A 15,259-nucleotide genomic window follows, 5' to 3' on the forward strand; every position below is an offset into this window, starting at 1 on the left:
CGGCTGGTCGCCACCTGCAGGCGAATCGTCGCTTCTCACCGGCGAGTGCCGGCGCTCCCCGTTGCCGCTGAATGGCGAATGGTGCGACCGTCGCAACCCACTGGCGAATGCAGTCGCTTCTCACCGGCGAGCGGCGGCGCGACCCGTCGCCGCTGGGCGGCGAATGGCGCAACCTGTCGCCCCTCTCGGGCGAATCGTCGCCTCTCGCCGGCGAGTGCCGGCGCTCCCCGTTGCCGCTGAATGGCGAATGGTGCGACCGTCGCAACCCACTGGCGAATGCCGTCACCGCTCACCGGCGAGCGGCGGCGCGACCCATCGCCACTGAACGGCGAATGGCGCGACCCGTCGCAACCCACCGGCTAACACCGTCGCCCCTGAACGGCGACAACAGCCGCACGCCCCCGACAACCCCGGCCGGACACCCGTCGCCACCCAACGGCAACAGGTGCCCGACCAAGGAACTCACCGCTTGCTCGCCACCAACACCGTGTCGCGAATGGACACTTCATGCCCCTCGATCACGTGCGCCCGCTCCCGCGCGTCAGTCACCACGGACTCCCACGACTCATCCAACGTCGCCGCCACATCCTCGGCCAAGAAGAACATGTCCGGCACGTTCGGCCGGTGCGCGGCGCCCTCCACGTCGGTCGGGTGGTGGCCGACGATGAGCAACGTCCCACCCGGCGCCACGGCATCCGCGAGCCGCGCGAAGATCGGGACGCGCTGGGCCGTCGGCAGGTGCAGGAAGTGCGACGTGACGAGGTCGTACTTCTCGTCCGGCACCCACGTCGTGAGGTCCGTCGTCAGCCACCGGATCTGGTCGCCCAGGCCCTGTTCGGCCGCCTGCGCCGCACCCCGGTCGAGGGCGGTGGCCGCGAAGTCCGCGGCCGTCACGCGCCAGCCGTTCTGCGCGAGCCACAGCGCGTCGCCGCCTTCGCCGGAGCCGGCGTCGAGCGCGCTGCCCGGGCGCAGCTCGGCGGCCTCCGTCACGAGCTGCGCATTGGGCCGTCCACTCCAGATCGCGGGCTTCGACCGGTACCGCTCGTCCCAGGAATCCTGGTCGAACGGGACTTCTTCGTGCTGCTCAGCCATCGTCACACCCCGTGCTTCGTCGAGCCGCCGACCAGCGCGGCAACCTGTCGTTCCATTTCGTGCGCGAACGGCTCCCGCGCCCGCCGTACGTCCTCGGCGACGAGATCGCCGTTGATCACCGCGCCGGCCGTCAACCCGGCCGCTGCGGACACGACGACCTGCGACTTCATGTCCGTCACGTTCCCGGCCACCCACACCCCGGGCACCGACGTGGCGCCGTTCGCGTCGGCCGGCACCGAGCTGCCGATCACGTGCCCGTCGACCTCCAGCTCCACCGGCTCCAGCCCCAGCGACACGAGCACGTCGGCCCGCGCCGTGAACCGCGGCGCGACCACCACGGCCTCCCGCGCCACCACCTCACCCGAGCGCAGCACGACACCGGTGAGCGCGTCGTCCTCCACCCGCAGCGCCGTCACCTCGCCGTCGACGACCCGGATCCCGCGCGCGCTCAGCTGCGCCAGCTGCTCCTCGTCGAACGCGGCCGTGTGCCGGAAAACGACCACGTCATCCGACAGCTGCCGCCACATCAGGGCCTGGTGGACGGCCATCGGATTCGTCGCCAGCACGCCGATCGCCTGGTCACGCGCCTCCCAGCCGTGGCAGTACGGGCAATGCAGCACATCGCGTCCCCACCGCTCGGCGACGCCCGGAACGTTCGGCAACTCGTCGACGAGCCCCGTCGCCACCAGGAGGCGACGCGCCCGCGTGGTCCTCCCATCGGCGAGAGCCACGGCGAACCCGCCGCCGTCCAGCGCAACGGCCGAGGTCACCGCCCCGTCGACGATCTCGCCCCCGTACCCGAGGACCTCTTCACGCCCAGCCGCCAGCAGCTCGCCGGGCGGCGTGCTCTCGCGGGCGAGGTAGTTGTGCACGTGGCCGGCCGGCGCGTTGCGCGGCTCGCCGGCATCCACCACGAGCACGGAACGCCGTGAGCGCGCAAGTGCCACCGCGCCGCTGAGGCCCGCGGCACCGCCGCCGACCACCACGACGTCATAGTTCTCGTTCACCTGGTCCTCCTGTAGTTCGTCCCTCCCCTCGGACTATCCGCAGATCTCGCCGACTTGACAAATACGTTTGCCGAAGTAGCAAATGGAGTCATGGACGGTGAACTCCCGGACGTCGACGGCGTCCTCGAATCGGTGGGCCCGCGACTGCGCGCGCTCCGCCAGCAGAACAACGCCACGCTCGCCCAGCTGTCGGAGACCACCGGCATCTCGGTGAGCACGCTCTCGCGCCTCGAGTCCGGCCAGCGCAAGCCGACGCTCGAGCTCCTGCTCGCCCTCGCACGCGCCCACCAGGTGCCGCTCGACGAGCTCGTCGGCACCGCGCCGACCAGCGACCCTCGGCTGCGCACGCACTCCTTCGTCCGGCACGGCGTCACGTTCCTGCCGCTCACGCGCCGGCCCGGCGGGCTGCGTGCGTACAAGCAGATCTTCCCGCCGCACTGGCCCGACACGGACCCCGATCCGCGCGTGCACGAGGGGTACGAATGGGCCTACGTCCTTTCCGGACAGTTGCGGCTCATCCTCGGCGAGCACGACGTGATCCTCAAACCGGGTGAAGTCGTGGAGTTCGACACGCACGTTCCGCATTGGTTCGGCAACCCCGGCGACGTGCCGTGCGAGGTTCTCGCCCTTTTCGGGCCACAGGGGGAGCGGTTCCACGTCCGCGCCCGGCCGGCGTCCTCTTGACACATACCCATATGGGAATACGATGGTCGGCGTGGCACGAGCAGCGACGACGACCGACGTGTTCAACGCCGTGGCCGAACCGCGGCGACGGGAGATCCTCGACGTGCTCGCCGGTGGCGAGTACCCCGTCAACGACCTCGTCCGGCTGCTCGGCATGGGGCAGCCGCAGGTGTCGAAACACCTGCGCGTGCTGCGCGAAGTGGGCGCGGTCGACGTCCGGGACGAAGGACGTCAGCGCTTGTACCGGCTCAACGGCCGTGCCCTGAAACCGATCCACGACTGGGTACGGCAGTTCGAGCGCTCCTGGGAGGAGCGGTTCGAGCTGCTGGACTCCGTGCTGGAGGAACTCGAACGCACCGACGACCGATCCACGGGCGAGGAGAGCGACCATGACCGAGACGACAACGGGCACGGCGAAGGTGACCCTGCCGGCCGATGACCAGATCCTGATCACCCGCGAGTTCGCCGCCCCGCGGCACCTCGTCTACCGCGCGTGGACCACGCCTGAGCTGGTCAAACGCTTCTGGGCGGGCCACCGCGGCACCATGCGGTCCGTCGAGATCGACCTGCGCGTCGGCGGCCGGTGGCGCTACGTCCTCGACGCCAACGGCGGCTTCGAGGTCGCGTTCCACGGCGAGTACCGCGAGATCGTCCCGAACGAACGCATCGTCAGCAGCGAGGTCTACGAAACCCCCGGCGCCTCCGACGACGACGCCGCGATCACCACGACGACCTTCGCCGGCTCGGGCGACCGCACCAGCCTGTCGATCCTCATGGAGACGGGCAGCCGCGAAGTCCGCGACGCCATCATCGAGTCCGGCATGGAAGGTGGGATGCAGGAGCAGATGGACCTGCTGGAGGAGCTGGCCGCGTCCCTGGCCTGACTCGCGGACTTGTTCTGCGGCAACGGGTTCTGCCCCGGTCGTCTCGGCCGTCGCGAAGGGACCTGCGGTGCCGACCGCGGTGTGCGCGAATGGACCCGTCGTGCCGGCTCTGGTATCGGCGAAGGGACCTGCCTGCCGGATCCGTCGTCGCGGAGTAATCCGCGATGCCGACTGCGGTGTCGCGAACGGACCGTTCGTGCGGAATCCTTTGTTGCGAACGGACCCGTCGTGTCGAACCCGGTGTCGCGAACGGACCTGCCGTTCCGGATGGGCACGACCGGTCCCTGAGCGCCGAATAGGCACGGCGGGTCCCACCGCGCGGAATGGGCACGGCGGGTCCCGCCGCGCCGCGCGCGTTCGCAACGGCTCAGGTCTGGGCCGTGGGCCGCACCACGATCTCGTTCACGTCCACCGCCGCCGGCTGGCTCACGGCGTAGGCGATGGCGTCCGCGATGGCCGAAGCCGGGATACCCAGCTGCTCGCTCGCCGCACGCGCCGCCGCCTGTGTCTCGGGATCGCCGCCCTGGTCCGCGAGTTCGGAGTGTGTGAACCCCGGACTGACGATGGTGACGCGGACCTTCGTGTTCTCCTGGCGCAGACCTTCGGAAAGCGCCCGCACCCCGAACTTCGTGGCGCAGTACACAGCCGCCGTCGGGTCCACGCGCAGGCCGGACGTCGACGCGACGTTCACGATGTGACCCCCGGTTTCGCCCATCAGCGGCAACGCGGCGGCGATCCCGTGCAGCGTGCCACGCAGGTTCACGTCGATCATCCGGTTCCAATCGTCGACGCGGAGCTTGTCCAGAGTGGACAGCGGCATCACGCCGGCGTTGTTCACGAGCACGTCGACCCGGCCGTGCGTCTCATGCGCGGCCGTCACGAACGCGCGCACGCTCTCCAAGCTGGTCACGTCGAGTTGCCGGAAATCGGCAACACCGCCGTTCGCGCGGATCTTCTCCGTGACCGCCGCGAGCCGGTCGGTGCGGCGGGCGCCCAGGACGACGTGGTGACCGTCAGCGGCCAGTCGCAGTGCGGTGGCCTCCCCGATGCCGCTGCTCGCGCCCGTGATCAGCGCGATCTTGCCGTTCATGCGTACTCCTCGTGAGGTTTGCGCGGTCGTGGGGACCGTCGTGACCTCGAGGCTGCCCGCGGCGAAACGCATCCGGAAGGACGCCGTTGCCTAGGAGCGGCACACCCTGGTTCGGCTCACCGGGGCTGGTCGGCCACCGCGCGCAACGACCCCAGCAACGCCAGCGCGTCGGCACTCGCGCTGTTCGGCTCCGCGATTCCCACGAGCAGGTACTGGCCGGACGCGTCGCGCACGTCGAACGTCTGGTAGTCCAGCACGATCCGGCCGACGGCGGGGTGGTGGAACGTCTTGCGCGTCCCCGCGAGCCCCTTCACACCGTGGTTTCGCCACAGAACGGCGAATTCCTCGCTCGTGGCCAGCAGTTCGTCCACGAGCTCGCCGACCTCCTCGCGGTCGTAGCCACTCGCGAGCCGCAACGCATCGACGGCGCTGGCCACGATGTCTTCCCACTCCACGAAAAGCTCGCGCGCCGCCGGTTCGTGGAACAGCGTGCGCACCATGTTCGCCGGCTTGCCGACGGGGGACAGGAGCGCGTCGGCGAGCGCGTTGGTCGCCAGCAGGTCGAGGCGCCGATTGGTGACGTACGCGACCGCGTTGGGGAAGGTGTCCATGAGTCGCAGGAGCTCGGGGGAGACGTCGTCGCGAGCGTGCTCCGGCACCCGCGGCACGAGGCCGGCGAGGCGATAGGTGTGCCAGAGGGCATCGGCGTTCAGCCGCAGCGCCCGCCCGATCGCGTCCAGCACCGGCCCGGACGGGTTGCGCTCGCGCCCCTGCTCCAGGCGCGCGTAGTAGTCCGCGCTGACGCCCGCCAGCACCGCGACCTCTTCGCGCCGCAGCCCGCTCACCCGCCTCGGACGGTGGCTGGTCACGCCCGCGTCCTCAGGCGCCAGCCGGGCCCGCTGCGCGCGCAGGAACTCTCCCAGCTCGTTGCCGCTCACGTCACCACGCTACCGGGCGTCCCGGCTTCCCGAAGGTTACTGAGCACGCCGACTCACCGCAGGCAGATCAGGCGGTCGGACCCCGTGGACCACCCCGTGGCGAACGAGAATCCGACGCCACCCGCAAGCAGCCGGCGCCGTTGCCGAAACTCGGCGACACCGAGGGCATTGCCGATTTCCGGCCCGCGATCGGGGCCGGATCCGGACCTCAGGAGGCCGGCTCCAGGTGCTGCCTCAGCACGTCGGCTTCCGCGCGCAGCCGCTCCGCGGCCTCGGTCCGGCCGAGAGTCTCGTACTCGTCCGCGGCAGTCGTGCGCTCCAGAACCTCGTTCTCGACGATCGCGCGGACGTCCGCCTCCGTCAGCTCACGCCGCTGGGCCTCCGAGGCCCCGACGCCCAGCGCCGCGCCCACAACGTGTTCCGTCCCGGTCGCCGTGGACAGCTGATCGACCGGCACGGCCTCGGCGTTGTCGATCGCCGCCAAAGCCGAGCGCAGGGCGGTGGTGGCGACGCGGTCGCGGTTCTTGAGTGCCGTCTTCAGGCCGGCACGAAGGCTGGCGCGCATAGTGCGGATTCCATCCGGGAGTCGGGACGAACGAACCCGACGCTAGCAGCCGATCACCATCTCGAGCGCGCCATTTCCGCGCCTTCACCCCCCGCGAACACCTGAAAACGGGAACGTCCCACCACCCGAAATCGTCACCGATCCGGTGAACACGTCGCCATCGACCGTGCCCACCACGCCGATGTCGAACCGCGCCGGATCGGTCACCACGGCGGTGAACTCCAGCCGACGACCGTCGATGCGGCCCGACACGAGGGGGACCGTCACGCCCAGCTGAGTGTCCACGATGGACCCGGTCACGCCGTCTTCCCCGGTTTCGAGGTCCAGCACCAGCTCCTTACTCCCCGCGGGGTGCGTGAAGGTGATGTGCCACGTCCCGTCGACGACGGTTTCGCCGCTGAACGGCGACGCGCCGGCCACGACCGGTCCCGCGACGACTGCCGGCGCCACGCGTTCACCGAGTTGCAGCTGCCCCGGCTTCACCTCGACGCCCGCCGAGTTCAGGAACCCCGCCATCATCCGGTAATAGCCGACGAGGAACAGCACCTCGAGGATCGTCGCCTCATCGAACGTCGACGCGAGAGCCGCCCACGTTTCGTCCGAGACGAACGCGTCGGCGCACAGCTCGTCGGCCGCCCGGAGCACCGCGTCGTCTCCGGGCGACCACACCGCGGCCGGATCCGACAGCGCGTTGATCTCCTCCGCCGTCGCGCCGGCGCCGAGCGCGGCGGGCACGTGGTTGGCCCACTCGTACGGCGCCTCACACCGCAGCGCGACCCGCAAGATCGCCAGTTCCCGGACCCGCGGGTGCAGCTTGCCTTGCGACAGCAGGTGTTCGCCGAGTGCCGACGAAGCCATCATCAACGACGGGTTCCGCGCGAGAACCCGGATCACCTCATCAGCACCGAGTTTCGCGAGCTTCTGCTCCTCCGGCGCCATTTCCTCCCACGGAAGCGGCGCGATCCGGGGTTGGGTCGCATGAGGCATGACAGGTTCCTCCCAAAGTCACTGGTGCCGCTCGATCTCGTCGAGCGCTTTCCGCGCATCGTCGGCGCTGAGCATCGGGTGCGAGTAGAGGTCGATCAGGGCGCGCGCGAGCAACACGTCGCCCTCGACGCTGAACACGTCCACGCCCATCGCGCGCGACACGTGCTCGTGCAGCACCGTGATCGACAGCGCCATCGCGGTACTCACCGCCGCCCGCACCTCGGGCGCGACGCTCGGCGCGTCCGGCCGCGTCCGATCGACGTCGGCGAGCCACCGCGCCCCCAGCCGCACCATCTCGTCGAACAACGGCGCGGCGCCACCGTCCACCAACGCCCGCGCGAGGTACGCCTGATACGGCCCGACGGCGATCCGCGCGGCCGCCACGTGGTTGCCGCCCGCGCCCGCGAGCGCCTGGTCGTTGAGGCGGTGGATCAGCTTCACCAGGTGCGCGTCGCACGCCTCGCGCAACGCCTGCTTGGACCCGAAGTGGTGCCGCACCAGACCCGACGAGACGCCCGCCGCCTCCGCGATGCCACGGATCGTCGCGCCCTCGAACCCTTGCTCGCCGAACAGCCGCATCGCCGCGTCCCGAATCCGGGCGCGTGCCGTCAGATCGCCGGGTTCGTCCACGGCATCCTCCTCGCTATATGAGCGTGCAGCTGACTATACGCTTGTGTAGTCGGAAAGCGAGACCCAACTGCAAGACCGCGCACATGGCTGAGGGAGCACCAGGCCGCCCGGGCCGTCCCGCGCGCTGGTCGCGTGCCGTCATCGCCGAGACGGCCGGCCGACTCGGCGATGACCGCGCTGCAGGACACCGTCACCCGCTTCAACACGGCCACCGACGCCGCCCGCGACGACGACTTCCGCCGCGGCGAAACGTGACCTACTTGACCTGGGGTTGGATCGCGCGGACCGACGCGCCGCGACCCTCTTGATCTGGGGTCCGGCCGCAGGGACCGACGTGGTGTGACCTTCTTGACCTTGGGGCTGGGTCGCGGAGACCGACGTGCTGTGACCATCTTGAACCGGGTCTGGGTCTGGGTCCGGGTCGCGAGGTCCGACGTGCCGTAGCCCCGTCAGGCTGTCGGCCGCCCCGCGCCCGCGTAGTCGTCTCCGGGCTTGCGGTACGGGTGCACCTGCACGGCCTGGCCCGTCTGCGGGGCGTCTATCATCTGCTGGTTGCCGATGTAGAGGCCGACGTGGTGGATCTTCGTGGTGGGTTCACCGTAGAAGATCAGGTCGCCCAGCTGGGGTTCACTCACGTGGGGGACGCTGTGGAACTGCGTGTCCGCCGTGCGCATGAGCTTCACGCCCGCGCTGCCGTACGCGGCGGTCGTGAGGCCGGAGCAGTCGAAGCCCGGGTCGGGGTCGCTGCTGCCGTTGCCGCCCCAGACGTAGGGGAGGCCGATCTGGTCGATCGCGAAGTCGACCGCGCTCAGCACAGCGGGGTTCGGCGCCTGGCTGCTCTGTCCGACGGTGCCGTAGACGTTCACCGTCGCCAGGATCCGGTGCAGCGAAACGGGCGCGCCCTGCAGTGACGAAACGGCGTTCCACCAGTCCGTCGCCAAATCGCGGCCACCCGCGCACAGCGCGCGGCCCGCGGTGAGGGCCGCGTCGTCGATGTTCTGTGGATCGGGCTTGCCACCCGACGCGCTGCGCTGCCACTTCGACCACACCGCCGGCGCCAGCTGCATCGGCCCGGACGCGTTGGCCGTCGACACGACGCGGCCGTAGAAGTCGCGGACCTCGACGGTGCCCAGCGGCTTGGTCATCGCGCCGTCGGTACCGACGTGGTCGCCGTGCGCGCGCCCATGGTCGCTCGCGACCTTGCCGATCGCCGCGAGCGTCACCCACGACAGGTGGCACGCGGGTTGTTCCTTGGTGAGCGTGACGGTCGCCTGCGCATACCCCGTCATCGCCCGAAGCGGGATGTCCAGCCACTGGCTCGTCTTCGACGCCCACGCGTCGAACTCGCTGGGCTGCGGCACGTTCGGCTGCGTCGTCGGCACCGCCGCACTCGACGCGGCCGCCGACGGCACCGGCGCTTGCACCGACGACGAGTCCCCCGCAGCCTTCGTCGCCGGCTGCCCCGACCCCGGCGCGAACTGCACGGCCACCACCAACGCCGCGACAGCCACGACGACCGCCGCGACCGCCACAACCGCCCGCCCCCGCCGCGACTTCCGCTTCCCGACCTGGGCCTTCTCCCCGTCGCCACTCAGCGGCGACAGCTGCTCCGTCATCGCCGCGGAGAACGGCGGCAACGGCTCGACCGGCCCCGAAAACCCATGCCCGACCTGGCCGTCGCCACTGATCGGCGACGCTCCTAAGCCCGCCCTCTCGCCTTCGAACGGCGACCCGCCAGCACTCCCGTCGCCATCCATCGGCGACGGCTCATCGGCCTCTCCGCTCTCGCCGTCCAGCGACGACGCCGCGGTCGTCTCGTCGCCATCCAACGGCGAAGCCTCACCGTCTTCCTGCGCGTCGCCATCGAGGGGCGAAACGTCGGCGGCCTGGTTGTCGCCATCCATCGGCGACGCTTGAGCGCTCGCCGGGCCCTCGCCGCTAATCGGCGACAGCTCCCCGGCGGCTGAGCCCTCGCCTCTGGCCGGCGACGGTTCACTAGCGGCCGAGCCGTCGCCTGTGGCCGGCGACGGCTCGACGGCAGCTGAGCCCTCGCCGTCGATCGGCGACGGTTCTTTGGACGCTGATCCATACCCTCCGTCCGCCGACGGCTCGCCGGCCGCTGAACCAATGTGTCTGATCGGCGACGGTCCGCTGGCGGGTGAACCCTCGGTGCTGACCGGCGACAGTTCTCTGGCGGCTGAGCTCCCGCCGTCGATCGGCGACGGCTCGTCGGCCGCTGAACCAATGTCTCTGGCCGGCGACAATTCGCTGGCAGGTAGACCGTCGCCGCTGGCCGGCGGCGGCTCGGTCGTGTGGTCGTCGCCCCTGGCCGGCAACTCGGCGCCGCCCGGGTTGTCGCCGCCAACCGGCGAAGGCTCGCTGACCTGGCCCTCGCCACTGAACGACGACACCGCGTTCTCGTCGTCGCCACCCAGCGGCGACGGCCGCGAACCCTCCGGCGGCCTCGCCATCACCGGCCCCCGGCGAGTCTCGAAAGCACGAACTCCCGCAGCCCGTCGAGGTCGGTGTCGACCGCGACCTCGATCGGCCGGCCCGTCGGGTTGACCGGCACCGCGCGGCGGTCGACGAGCGTCATGCCGCGCGCGGGCCCCGCGGTCACGTCGATGTCCACCGGGTAGGTCTCCGTCTGGAGAATCCCGGGGCTGATCGCCTCCGCGACGGCCACGGCGTCGTGCATCACGATGCCGTCGTAGCCCAGGACCTGCCGGTAGTGGGCGAGGTAGTCCGGCGTCAGCCCTTCCAGCGTCCGGCCCAGCGGCCCCGACGCGGCGAGCTTCGCCAGCCACGCGCTGTCCACGGCGCAGCGGTGCGTGAGGTCGAGGGGGACCATCACGCACGGCACGTCGTCCTCGGCGATCACGCGGCGCGCGGCCTCAGGGTCGGCCCAGACGTTGAACTCGGCGACGGCCGTGCTGTTGCCGCGCGCGACGCCGCCGCCCATCAGCACGATGCGCGAGATCTTCGACTTGATACCTGGGTGCGCGGCGAGCACCGCGGCGATGTTCGTGAGCGGCCCGATCGGCGCGATCGTCACCGGTTCGTCGGACGCTTCCAGCAGCGAGACCATCAGCCCGACTGCGTCCAGCGACTCCAACGGCCGCGTCGCCTCGGGCAGCGAGCCGGCGTGACCGGAGAGGCCGTCGTTGCCGTGGACGTGGCTCGAACCGCGCTTGCCCAGGTGCACCAACGGCCGCGAAGCCCCGGCGGCGACCGGCACGTCGGGGCGGTCGCACAGCTGGAGCAGGCGCCGGGCGTTGGCGGTGGTGCTGGTCAGCGGCACGTTGCCGAAGACCGTGGTCACCCCCAGCAGCTCGACGTCGGCGGAAACCGCCGCCAGCGCGATCGCGAAAGCGTCGTCGACACCGGGGTCGGTGTCGATGATCAGCTTGCTCCCCATCCGTGCTCCCCTTGCCTGTGGCCGGCGTCCCCACACAGGTTACGGTCAACGGCATGACGTCGATGTGGGGTGCGCCCGCGTTGTCCCGCGTGCGTGCCTGGCGGCGGGCCCGGCGCGACCCGCACCAGGCGAAGTTCCTGACCCGCGACTCGTTGCGTTGGGTTTTGCGCAATCGGGCGTACACGCCGTGGTACCTCGTGCGGTACTTCCGCCTGCTCAAGTTCCGGCTCGCGAATCCGCACATCATCCTGCGCGGCATGGTGTTCCTCGGGAAGGACGTGGAGATCCACTGCCGCCCCGGCTACGGCCGGCTCGAGATCGGCCGCTGGGTCCACATCGGTGACGGAAACGCGATCCGCTGCCACGAGGGGTCCCTTCGCATCGGCGACAAGTCCGTGTTCGGGCGGCAGAACGTGATCAACTGCTACCTCGACATCGAGCTCGGCGCCGCCACCCTCGTCGCCGACTGGGTCTACATCTGCGACTTCGACCACGTGACGGCCGACATCCACGTGCCCATCAAGGACCAGGGCATCGTGAAGTCGCCGGTGCGCATCGGTCCGGACACGTGGCTCGGCACGAAGGTCAGTGTCCTCAAGGGAACGCGCGTCGGCCGCGGGTGCGTGCTCGGCGCCCACGCCGTGGTGCGCGGCGACATTCCGGAGTACTCCATCGCGGTGGGCTCGCCCGCGCGCGTGGTGCGCAACCGGAAGGACGACTACGCCGCCGACGCCGCCCGCCGCGAAGCCGTCGCCGACATGGCGCGCAAGGCGAACAAGGCCCTGCAGAAGACGCTCGGCGAGGGCTGAAGGTTTCGCCGCTGAGTGGCGACGGCCTGGTTGTCGCCACTGAAAGGCAACGACAGGACAAGGACTTTCGCCGCTGAACGGCAACTCGTAGCCATCCAGCGGCGAATCCCGTCACTCCTCGAACGACATCTCCGGCGGCGGCCGGCGGAACCCCCGCGTCAGCGCGACCAGGTAGACGATCCCGATCCCCAGCCACACGAGGCCGAAGGTCAGGGCGAGCCCGTCGAGGTTCACCAGCAGCCAAAGATCGACCAGCGCACCGATCACCGGAGCGACCAGCCACGTCAGCACGTTGCGCGAAGCCGTGTGCCGCGTGCGGATCCAGGTCGCGATCACGCTCACGTTGACCATCGTGAAGGCCGTGAACGCGCCGAAGTTGATGAACGACGTCGACGTCGTCACGTCCAGCGCCAGCGCGATCAGCCCGACGACGCCGGTCAGCACGATCGCGAACGCCGGCGTGTTCAGCTTCGGCTGCAACCGGCCGAAGACCCGCGGCAGCACGCCGTCGCGGCCCATCGCGAACATCAGCCGCGACGCGCTGGCCTGCGCGGCGATGCCCGACGCGAACTGCGCCACCACCAGCCCCGCCAGGAAGACCGCGCCGAACAGCGAGCCGCCGATGTGACGCGCGATCTCGAACGCGGCCGACGACTCGTCGTCGAACAGAAAACCCGGGTGCACGAGCTGGGTGACGTACGCCAGGACGATGAACACGCCGCCACCGATGAGGGCGGTCAGCAGGATCGCGCGGGGGATCGTCCGCTTCGGCTCCACGGCTTCCTCGGTCAACGTCGTCACGGCGTCGAAGCCCAGGAACGAGTACGTCGCCAGTGCGGCACCGCCCGAGATCGTGCCGAACGTGCTGCCCGGGTGGAAGAACGGGTCACCGCTCGCCACCGAGTGGCCATCGGCGAGCACCTGCTTGAGTGAAAGCACCACGAAGAACACGATCACCAGTACCTGGAAGGCCATGAGGACGAAGTTGGCCTTCTCGGCGATCTTGATGCCCAGCACGTTGAGCAGGGTGGTCAGCACGATGAACGCGATCAGCCACAGCCAGCTCGGCACGTCCGGGAACTGCGCCGACAGGTACGCGCCGCCGATCAGCCAGATCACCATCGGCAGGAAGAAGTAGTCGAGCAGCACCGCCCAGCCGACGAGGAAGCCGAGCCGGGAGTCGATGGCCTTGCGCACGTACGTGTACGCCGAGCCGGCGACGGGGTGCGTCGCGGCCATCTTGCCGTAGCTCGCGGCGGTGAAGAGCATCGCGACCAGCGCCACGACGTACGCCGACGGCACCGTGCCCTGGGTCGTCGTCGCCACGACGCCGAACGTGCCCAGCACGATCAGCGGCGCCATGTACGCGAGTCCGAATAGGACGACGCCGGGCAGCCCGAGCCGTCGTTCGAGCTTGGCTCCGGGGGTCACCTTCGTGGTGCTCATCGGGCTCCTTCTCCTCGCGGACGCCACCGGTCCGGCTCGATGCGGCCCCCGTACAGGGGGAGTTCCAGCGGTTGGTCACCCGGCGTGAACTGATCCCACATCCGGTTGACGCCGGCGGTCCCTTCGCGACGGACGCGGGCGACCTCGTCCAGGTCGACCGTGCTCGCGAGCACGCCGGACGCGCCGCCCGGCAGCTCGCCGAGCACGGTGCCCTCGGGGTCGACCAGGATGCTGTCTCCTACCCCGACGGGCCCGGCCGTATTCACACTCGCCACGAAAACCTGGTTGGTGATCGCGTTGGCGCGCGCGAGCACGAGCTCCTGCGCCCGGTCGGGCGTGGTGGTCTGCACCGGGTTGAGCACGAGCTCGGCGCCCAGCCACGCAAGGTGGCGGGTGACCTCGGGGAACCAGGCGTCGTAGCAGATCGAGAAGCCGATTCGCCCCTCATCCGCGAGATCGGCGACCACGAAACGGTCACCCGGGTCATAAGGCTCATACGGCCGCCACGGGAACACCTTGCGGTAGCTGCCGGCGAGCTCGCCTTCGGGCGAGAAGACCAGGGCGGTGTTGAACAGTTCGCCGTGCTCCCCGCGTTCGCAGACGCTGCCCGGCGAAAGCCAGACGCCGAGGTCGCCGGCCAGCTGGGCCAGGTCACGAGTTCGCGGGCCGTCGAGGGGCTGCGCGGCGGCGTTGAGCTGCTCGGTGCGTTCGTCAGCGGTCCCTTCGACCCCGCAGAGATGCAGCTCGGGAAAGGCGACGAGGCGCGTTCCGGGGTGCTCGGCCAGCACGGTCCTGACCTGGTCCGCGAACGCCGCGACGGAGTCGGTGTACGGCCGCGGTGGCAACTGCGCCAGCGCGATCGGCAGGGAGCGGGGCATGCGCCGAAAAATAGTCCATCTTGCTCACTTAAACAATAGTGTTCACTTTGAGATGTTTTATTGGGTAAGGTCTCCGCATGGCTGCCGACCTGGGTTCGCCGGCGCTGACGGGCATCCGGCGCCTGTCCGCGCTCGACACCGTGCGGGCGCGCATCGCCCTCGCGATCGAGCTGGGCCTGCTGGGCCCGGGGGAGCGGTTGCCGCCCAACGGCGAGATCGCACGTGCACTGGGCGTCGGCGACATCACCGTGCGCCGGGCGCTCGTGTCGCTGTGCGAAGACGGCGTGCTGGTGCGCCGGCGCGGCCGCAACGGTGGCACGCACGTCGCCCCCGACGCGCCGGCGGGCCGGGTCGGCGCGGTGAACGCCTACCGCGAGTCGTCGGACGAGGTCCACGACCTGATCGACCACCGGCTGGTGATCGAGTCGGGGCTGGTCCAGCTCGTCGCCATTCGGCGAACCGACGAGGACGTCGAACGGCTGCGTGACCTCGTCCGCCGCATGGACGACGCGGCCGGGTGGGCCGAGTTCCACGAGCTCGACGCCGAGTTCCACCTCGCCGTGGCCGCCTCGGGCGCGCCGGCGGCGGCGGTGAAGCAGTACGAGCTCGTGCTGCGCGAGCTGTACCGCTTCTACCTGCCGTACCGGATGTCGGCGCTGCGGGCGTCCAACCGGGAGCACGAGGTGATCGTCCGCGCCATCGCCACGCGCAACCCCGACGAGGCGGCGATCATGACCCGCGCCCACGTCGGCGATCTGCACCGGACGATGTTCGTCGGACTGTCGGACGTGTCGGGTTCCTGACCCGCGAAAGTCCACTACGGACTGATCT

General features: G+C 70.3%; 17 protein-coding genes. 6 read left to right on the forward strand and 11 right to left on the reverse strand.

Annotated features, from left to right (window positions below):
• Positions 1-462: 462 nt before the first annotated feature.
• Together AB0878_RS12470 and AB0878_RS12475 are read right to left on the reverse strand one after the other, a co-directional pair.
• On the reverse strand, positions 463-1,092 hold the full coding sequence (locus tag AB0878_RS12470) for a class I SAM-dependent methyltransferase (RefSeq protein WP_366579216.1): 630 nt from the start codon (positions 1,090-1,092) through the stop codon (positions 463-465).
• A 2-nt stretch (positions 1,093-1,094) separates the two neighbouring features.
• Positions 1,095-2,099 carry an NAD(P)/FAD-dependent oxidoreductase gene (locus tag AB0878_RS12475; RefSeq protein WP_366579218.1) on the reverse strand — a complete coding sequence of 335 codons (1,005 nt, stop codon included), beginning with the start codon at positions 2,097-2,099 and terminating at the stop codon, positions 1,095-1,097.
• Positions 2,100-2,189: 90 nt separating this feature from the next.
• Here AB0878_RS12475 and AB0878_RS12480 point away from each other — a divergent pair, with 90 nt between their 5' ends.
• The 3 genes from AB0878_RS12480 to AB0878_RS12490 are packed head-to-tail and all read left to right on the forward strand — an operon-like array spanning position 2,190 to position 3,667.
• The gene (locus AB0878_RS12480) at positions 2,190-2,783 is read left to right on the forward strand and encodes a cupin domain-containing protein (protein ID WP_366579220.1); all 594 of its coding nucleotides are present in this window, start codon (positions 2,190-2,192) and stop codon (positions 2,781-2,783) included.
• Positions 2,784-2,814: 31 nt separating this feature from the next.
• On the forward strand, positions 2,815-3,222 hold the full coding sequence (locus AB0878_RS12485; RefSeq protein WP_220237550.1) for a metalloregulator ArsR/SmtB family transcription factor: 408 nt from the start codon (positions 2,815-2,817) through the stop codon (positions 3,220-3,222).
• A complete protein-coding gene (locus AB0878_RS12490) occupies positions 3,173-3,667 on the forward strand; it encodes an SRPBCC family protein (RefSeq protein ID WP_364055768.1) in 495 nt (164 codons plus the stop codon). Before AB0878_RS12485 ends, AB0878_RS12490 begins: the two co-directional genes overlap by 50 nt.
• 367 nt (positions 3,668-4,034) lie before the next feature.
• On the opposite strand, the gene AB0878_RS12495 is transcribed toward AB0878_RS12490, so the two are convergent.
• The 5 genes from AB0878_RS12495 to AB0878_RS12515 form a co-directional block, all read right to left on the reverse strand.
• The gene (locus AB0878_RS12495; protein ID WP_366579223.1) at positions 4,035-4,757 is read right to left on the reverse strand and encodes an SDR family oxidoreductase; all 723 of its coding nucleotides are present in this window, start codon (positions 4,755-4,757) and stop codon (positions 4,035-4,037) included.
• 116 nt (positions 4,758-4,873) lie between these two features.
• The gene (locus AB0878_RS12500) at positions 4,874-5,695 is read right to left on the reverse strand and encodes a helix-turn-helix transcriptional regulator (protein WP_366579225.1); all 822 of its coding nucleotides are present in this window, start codon (positions 5,693-5,695) and stop codon (positions 4,874-4,876) included.
• A 208-nt stretch (positions 5,696-5,903) separates the two neighbouring features.
• Positions 5,904-6,260, reverse strand: a complete 357-nt coding sequence (locus tag AB0878_RS12505; RefSeq protein ID WP_366579227.1) for a GatB/YqeY domain-containing protein — start codon at positions 6,258-6,260, stop codon at positions 5,904-5,906.
• A gap of 84 nt (positions 6,261-6,344) precedes the next feature.
• Complete coding sequence (locus tag AB0878_RS12510) at positions 6,345-7,247, reverse strand: carboxymuconolactone decarboxylase family protein (protein WP_366579229.1); 903 nt, start codon at positions 7,245-7,247, stop codon at positions 6,345-6,347.
• 18 nt (positions 7,248-7,265) lie between these two features.
• Positions 7,266-7,877: a helix-turn-helix domain-containing protein gene (locus AB0878_RS12515; RefSeq protein WP_366579230.1), complete on the reverse strand. Its 612-nt coding sequence runs from the start codon at positions 7,875-7,877 to the stop codon at positions 7,266-7,268.
• A gap of 132 nt (positions 7,878-8,009) precedes the next feature.
• Between AB0878_RS12515 and AB0878_RS12520 the strand changes: the two genes are divergently transcribed.
• Positions 8,010-8,132 carry a hypothetical protein gene (locus tag AB0878_RS12520; protein WP_366579232.1) on the forward strand — a complete coding sequence of 41 codons (123 nt, stop codon included), beginning with the start codon at positions 8,010-8,012 and terminating at the stop codon, positions 8,130-8,132.
• A gap of 194 nt (positions 8,133-8,326) precedes the next feature.
• On the opposite strand, the gene AB0878_RS12525 is transcribed toward AB0878_RS12520, so the two are convergent.
• On the reverse strand, positions 8,327-9,493 hold the full coding sequence (locus AB0878_RS12525; RefSeq protein ID WP_366579365.1) for a C40 family peptidase: 1,167 nt from the start codon (positions 9,491-9,493) through the stop codon (positions 8,327-8,329).
• An 854-nt stretch (positions 9,494-10,347) separates the two neighbouring features.
• Positions 10,348-11,295, reverse strand: a complete 948-nt coding sequence (locus AB0878_RS12530; RefSeq protein WP_366579234.1) for a nucleoside hydrolase — start codon at positions 11,293-11,295, stop codon at positions 10,348-10,350.
• A 53-nt stretch (positions 11,296-11,348) separates the two neighbouring features.
• Between AB0878_RS12530 and AB0878_RS12535 the strand changes: the two genes are divergently transcribed.
• The gene (locus AB0878_RS12535; protein WP_366579236.1) at positions 11,349-12,104 is read left to right on the forward strand and encodes an acyltransferase; all 756 of its coding nucleotides are present in this window, start codon (positions 11,349-11,351) and stop codon (positions 12,102-12,104) included.
• 111 nt (positions 12,105-12,215) lie between these two features.
• On the opposite strand, the gene AB0878_RS12540 is transcribed toward AB0878_RS12535, so the two are convergent.
• The gene (locus AB0878_RS12540) at positions 12,216-13,550 is read right to left on the reverse strand and encodes an APC family permease (protein WP_366579238.1); all 1,335 of its coding nucleotides are present in this window, start codon (positions 13,548-13,550) and stop codon (positions 12,216-12,218) included.
• Positions 13,547-14,428 carry a carbon-nitrogen hydrolase family protein gene (locus AB0878_RS12545; RefSeq protein ID WP_366579240.1) on the reverse strand — a complete coding sequence of 294 codons (882 nt, stop codon included), beginning with the start codon at positions 14,426-14,428 and terminating at the stop codon, positions 13,547-13,549. The genes AB0878_RS12540 and AB0878_RS12545 overlap by 4 nt, the downstream gene beginning before the upstream one ends.
• 77 nt (positions 14,429-14,505) lie before the next feature.
• Here AB0878_RS12545 and AB0878_RS12550 point away from each other — a divergent pair, with 77 nt between their 5' ends.
• Entirely contained in the window at positions 14,506-15,231 is a 726-nt protein-coding gene (locus AB0878_RS12550; protein WP_366579242.1) for an FCD domain-containing protein, read from the forward strand.
• The last annotated feature ends 28 nt before the right edge of the window (positions 15,232-15,259 follow it).

The organism is Amycolatopsis sp. NPDC047767, assembly GCF_040704195.1.
Taxonomy (GTDB): Bacteria; Actinomycetota; Actinomycetes; order Mycobacteriales; family Pseudonocardiaceae; genus Amycolatopsis.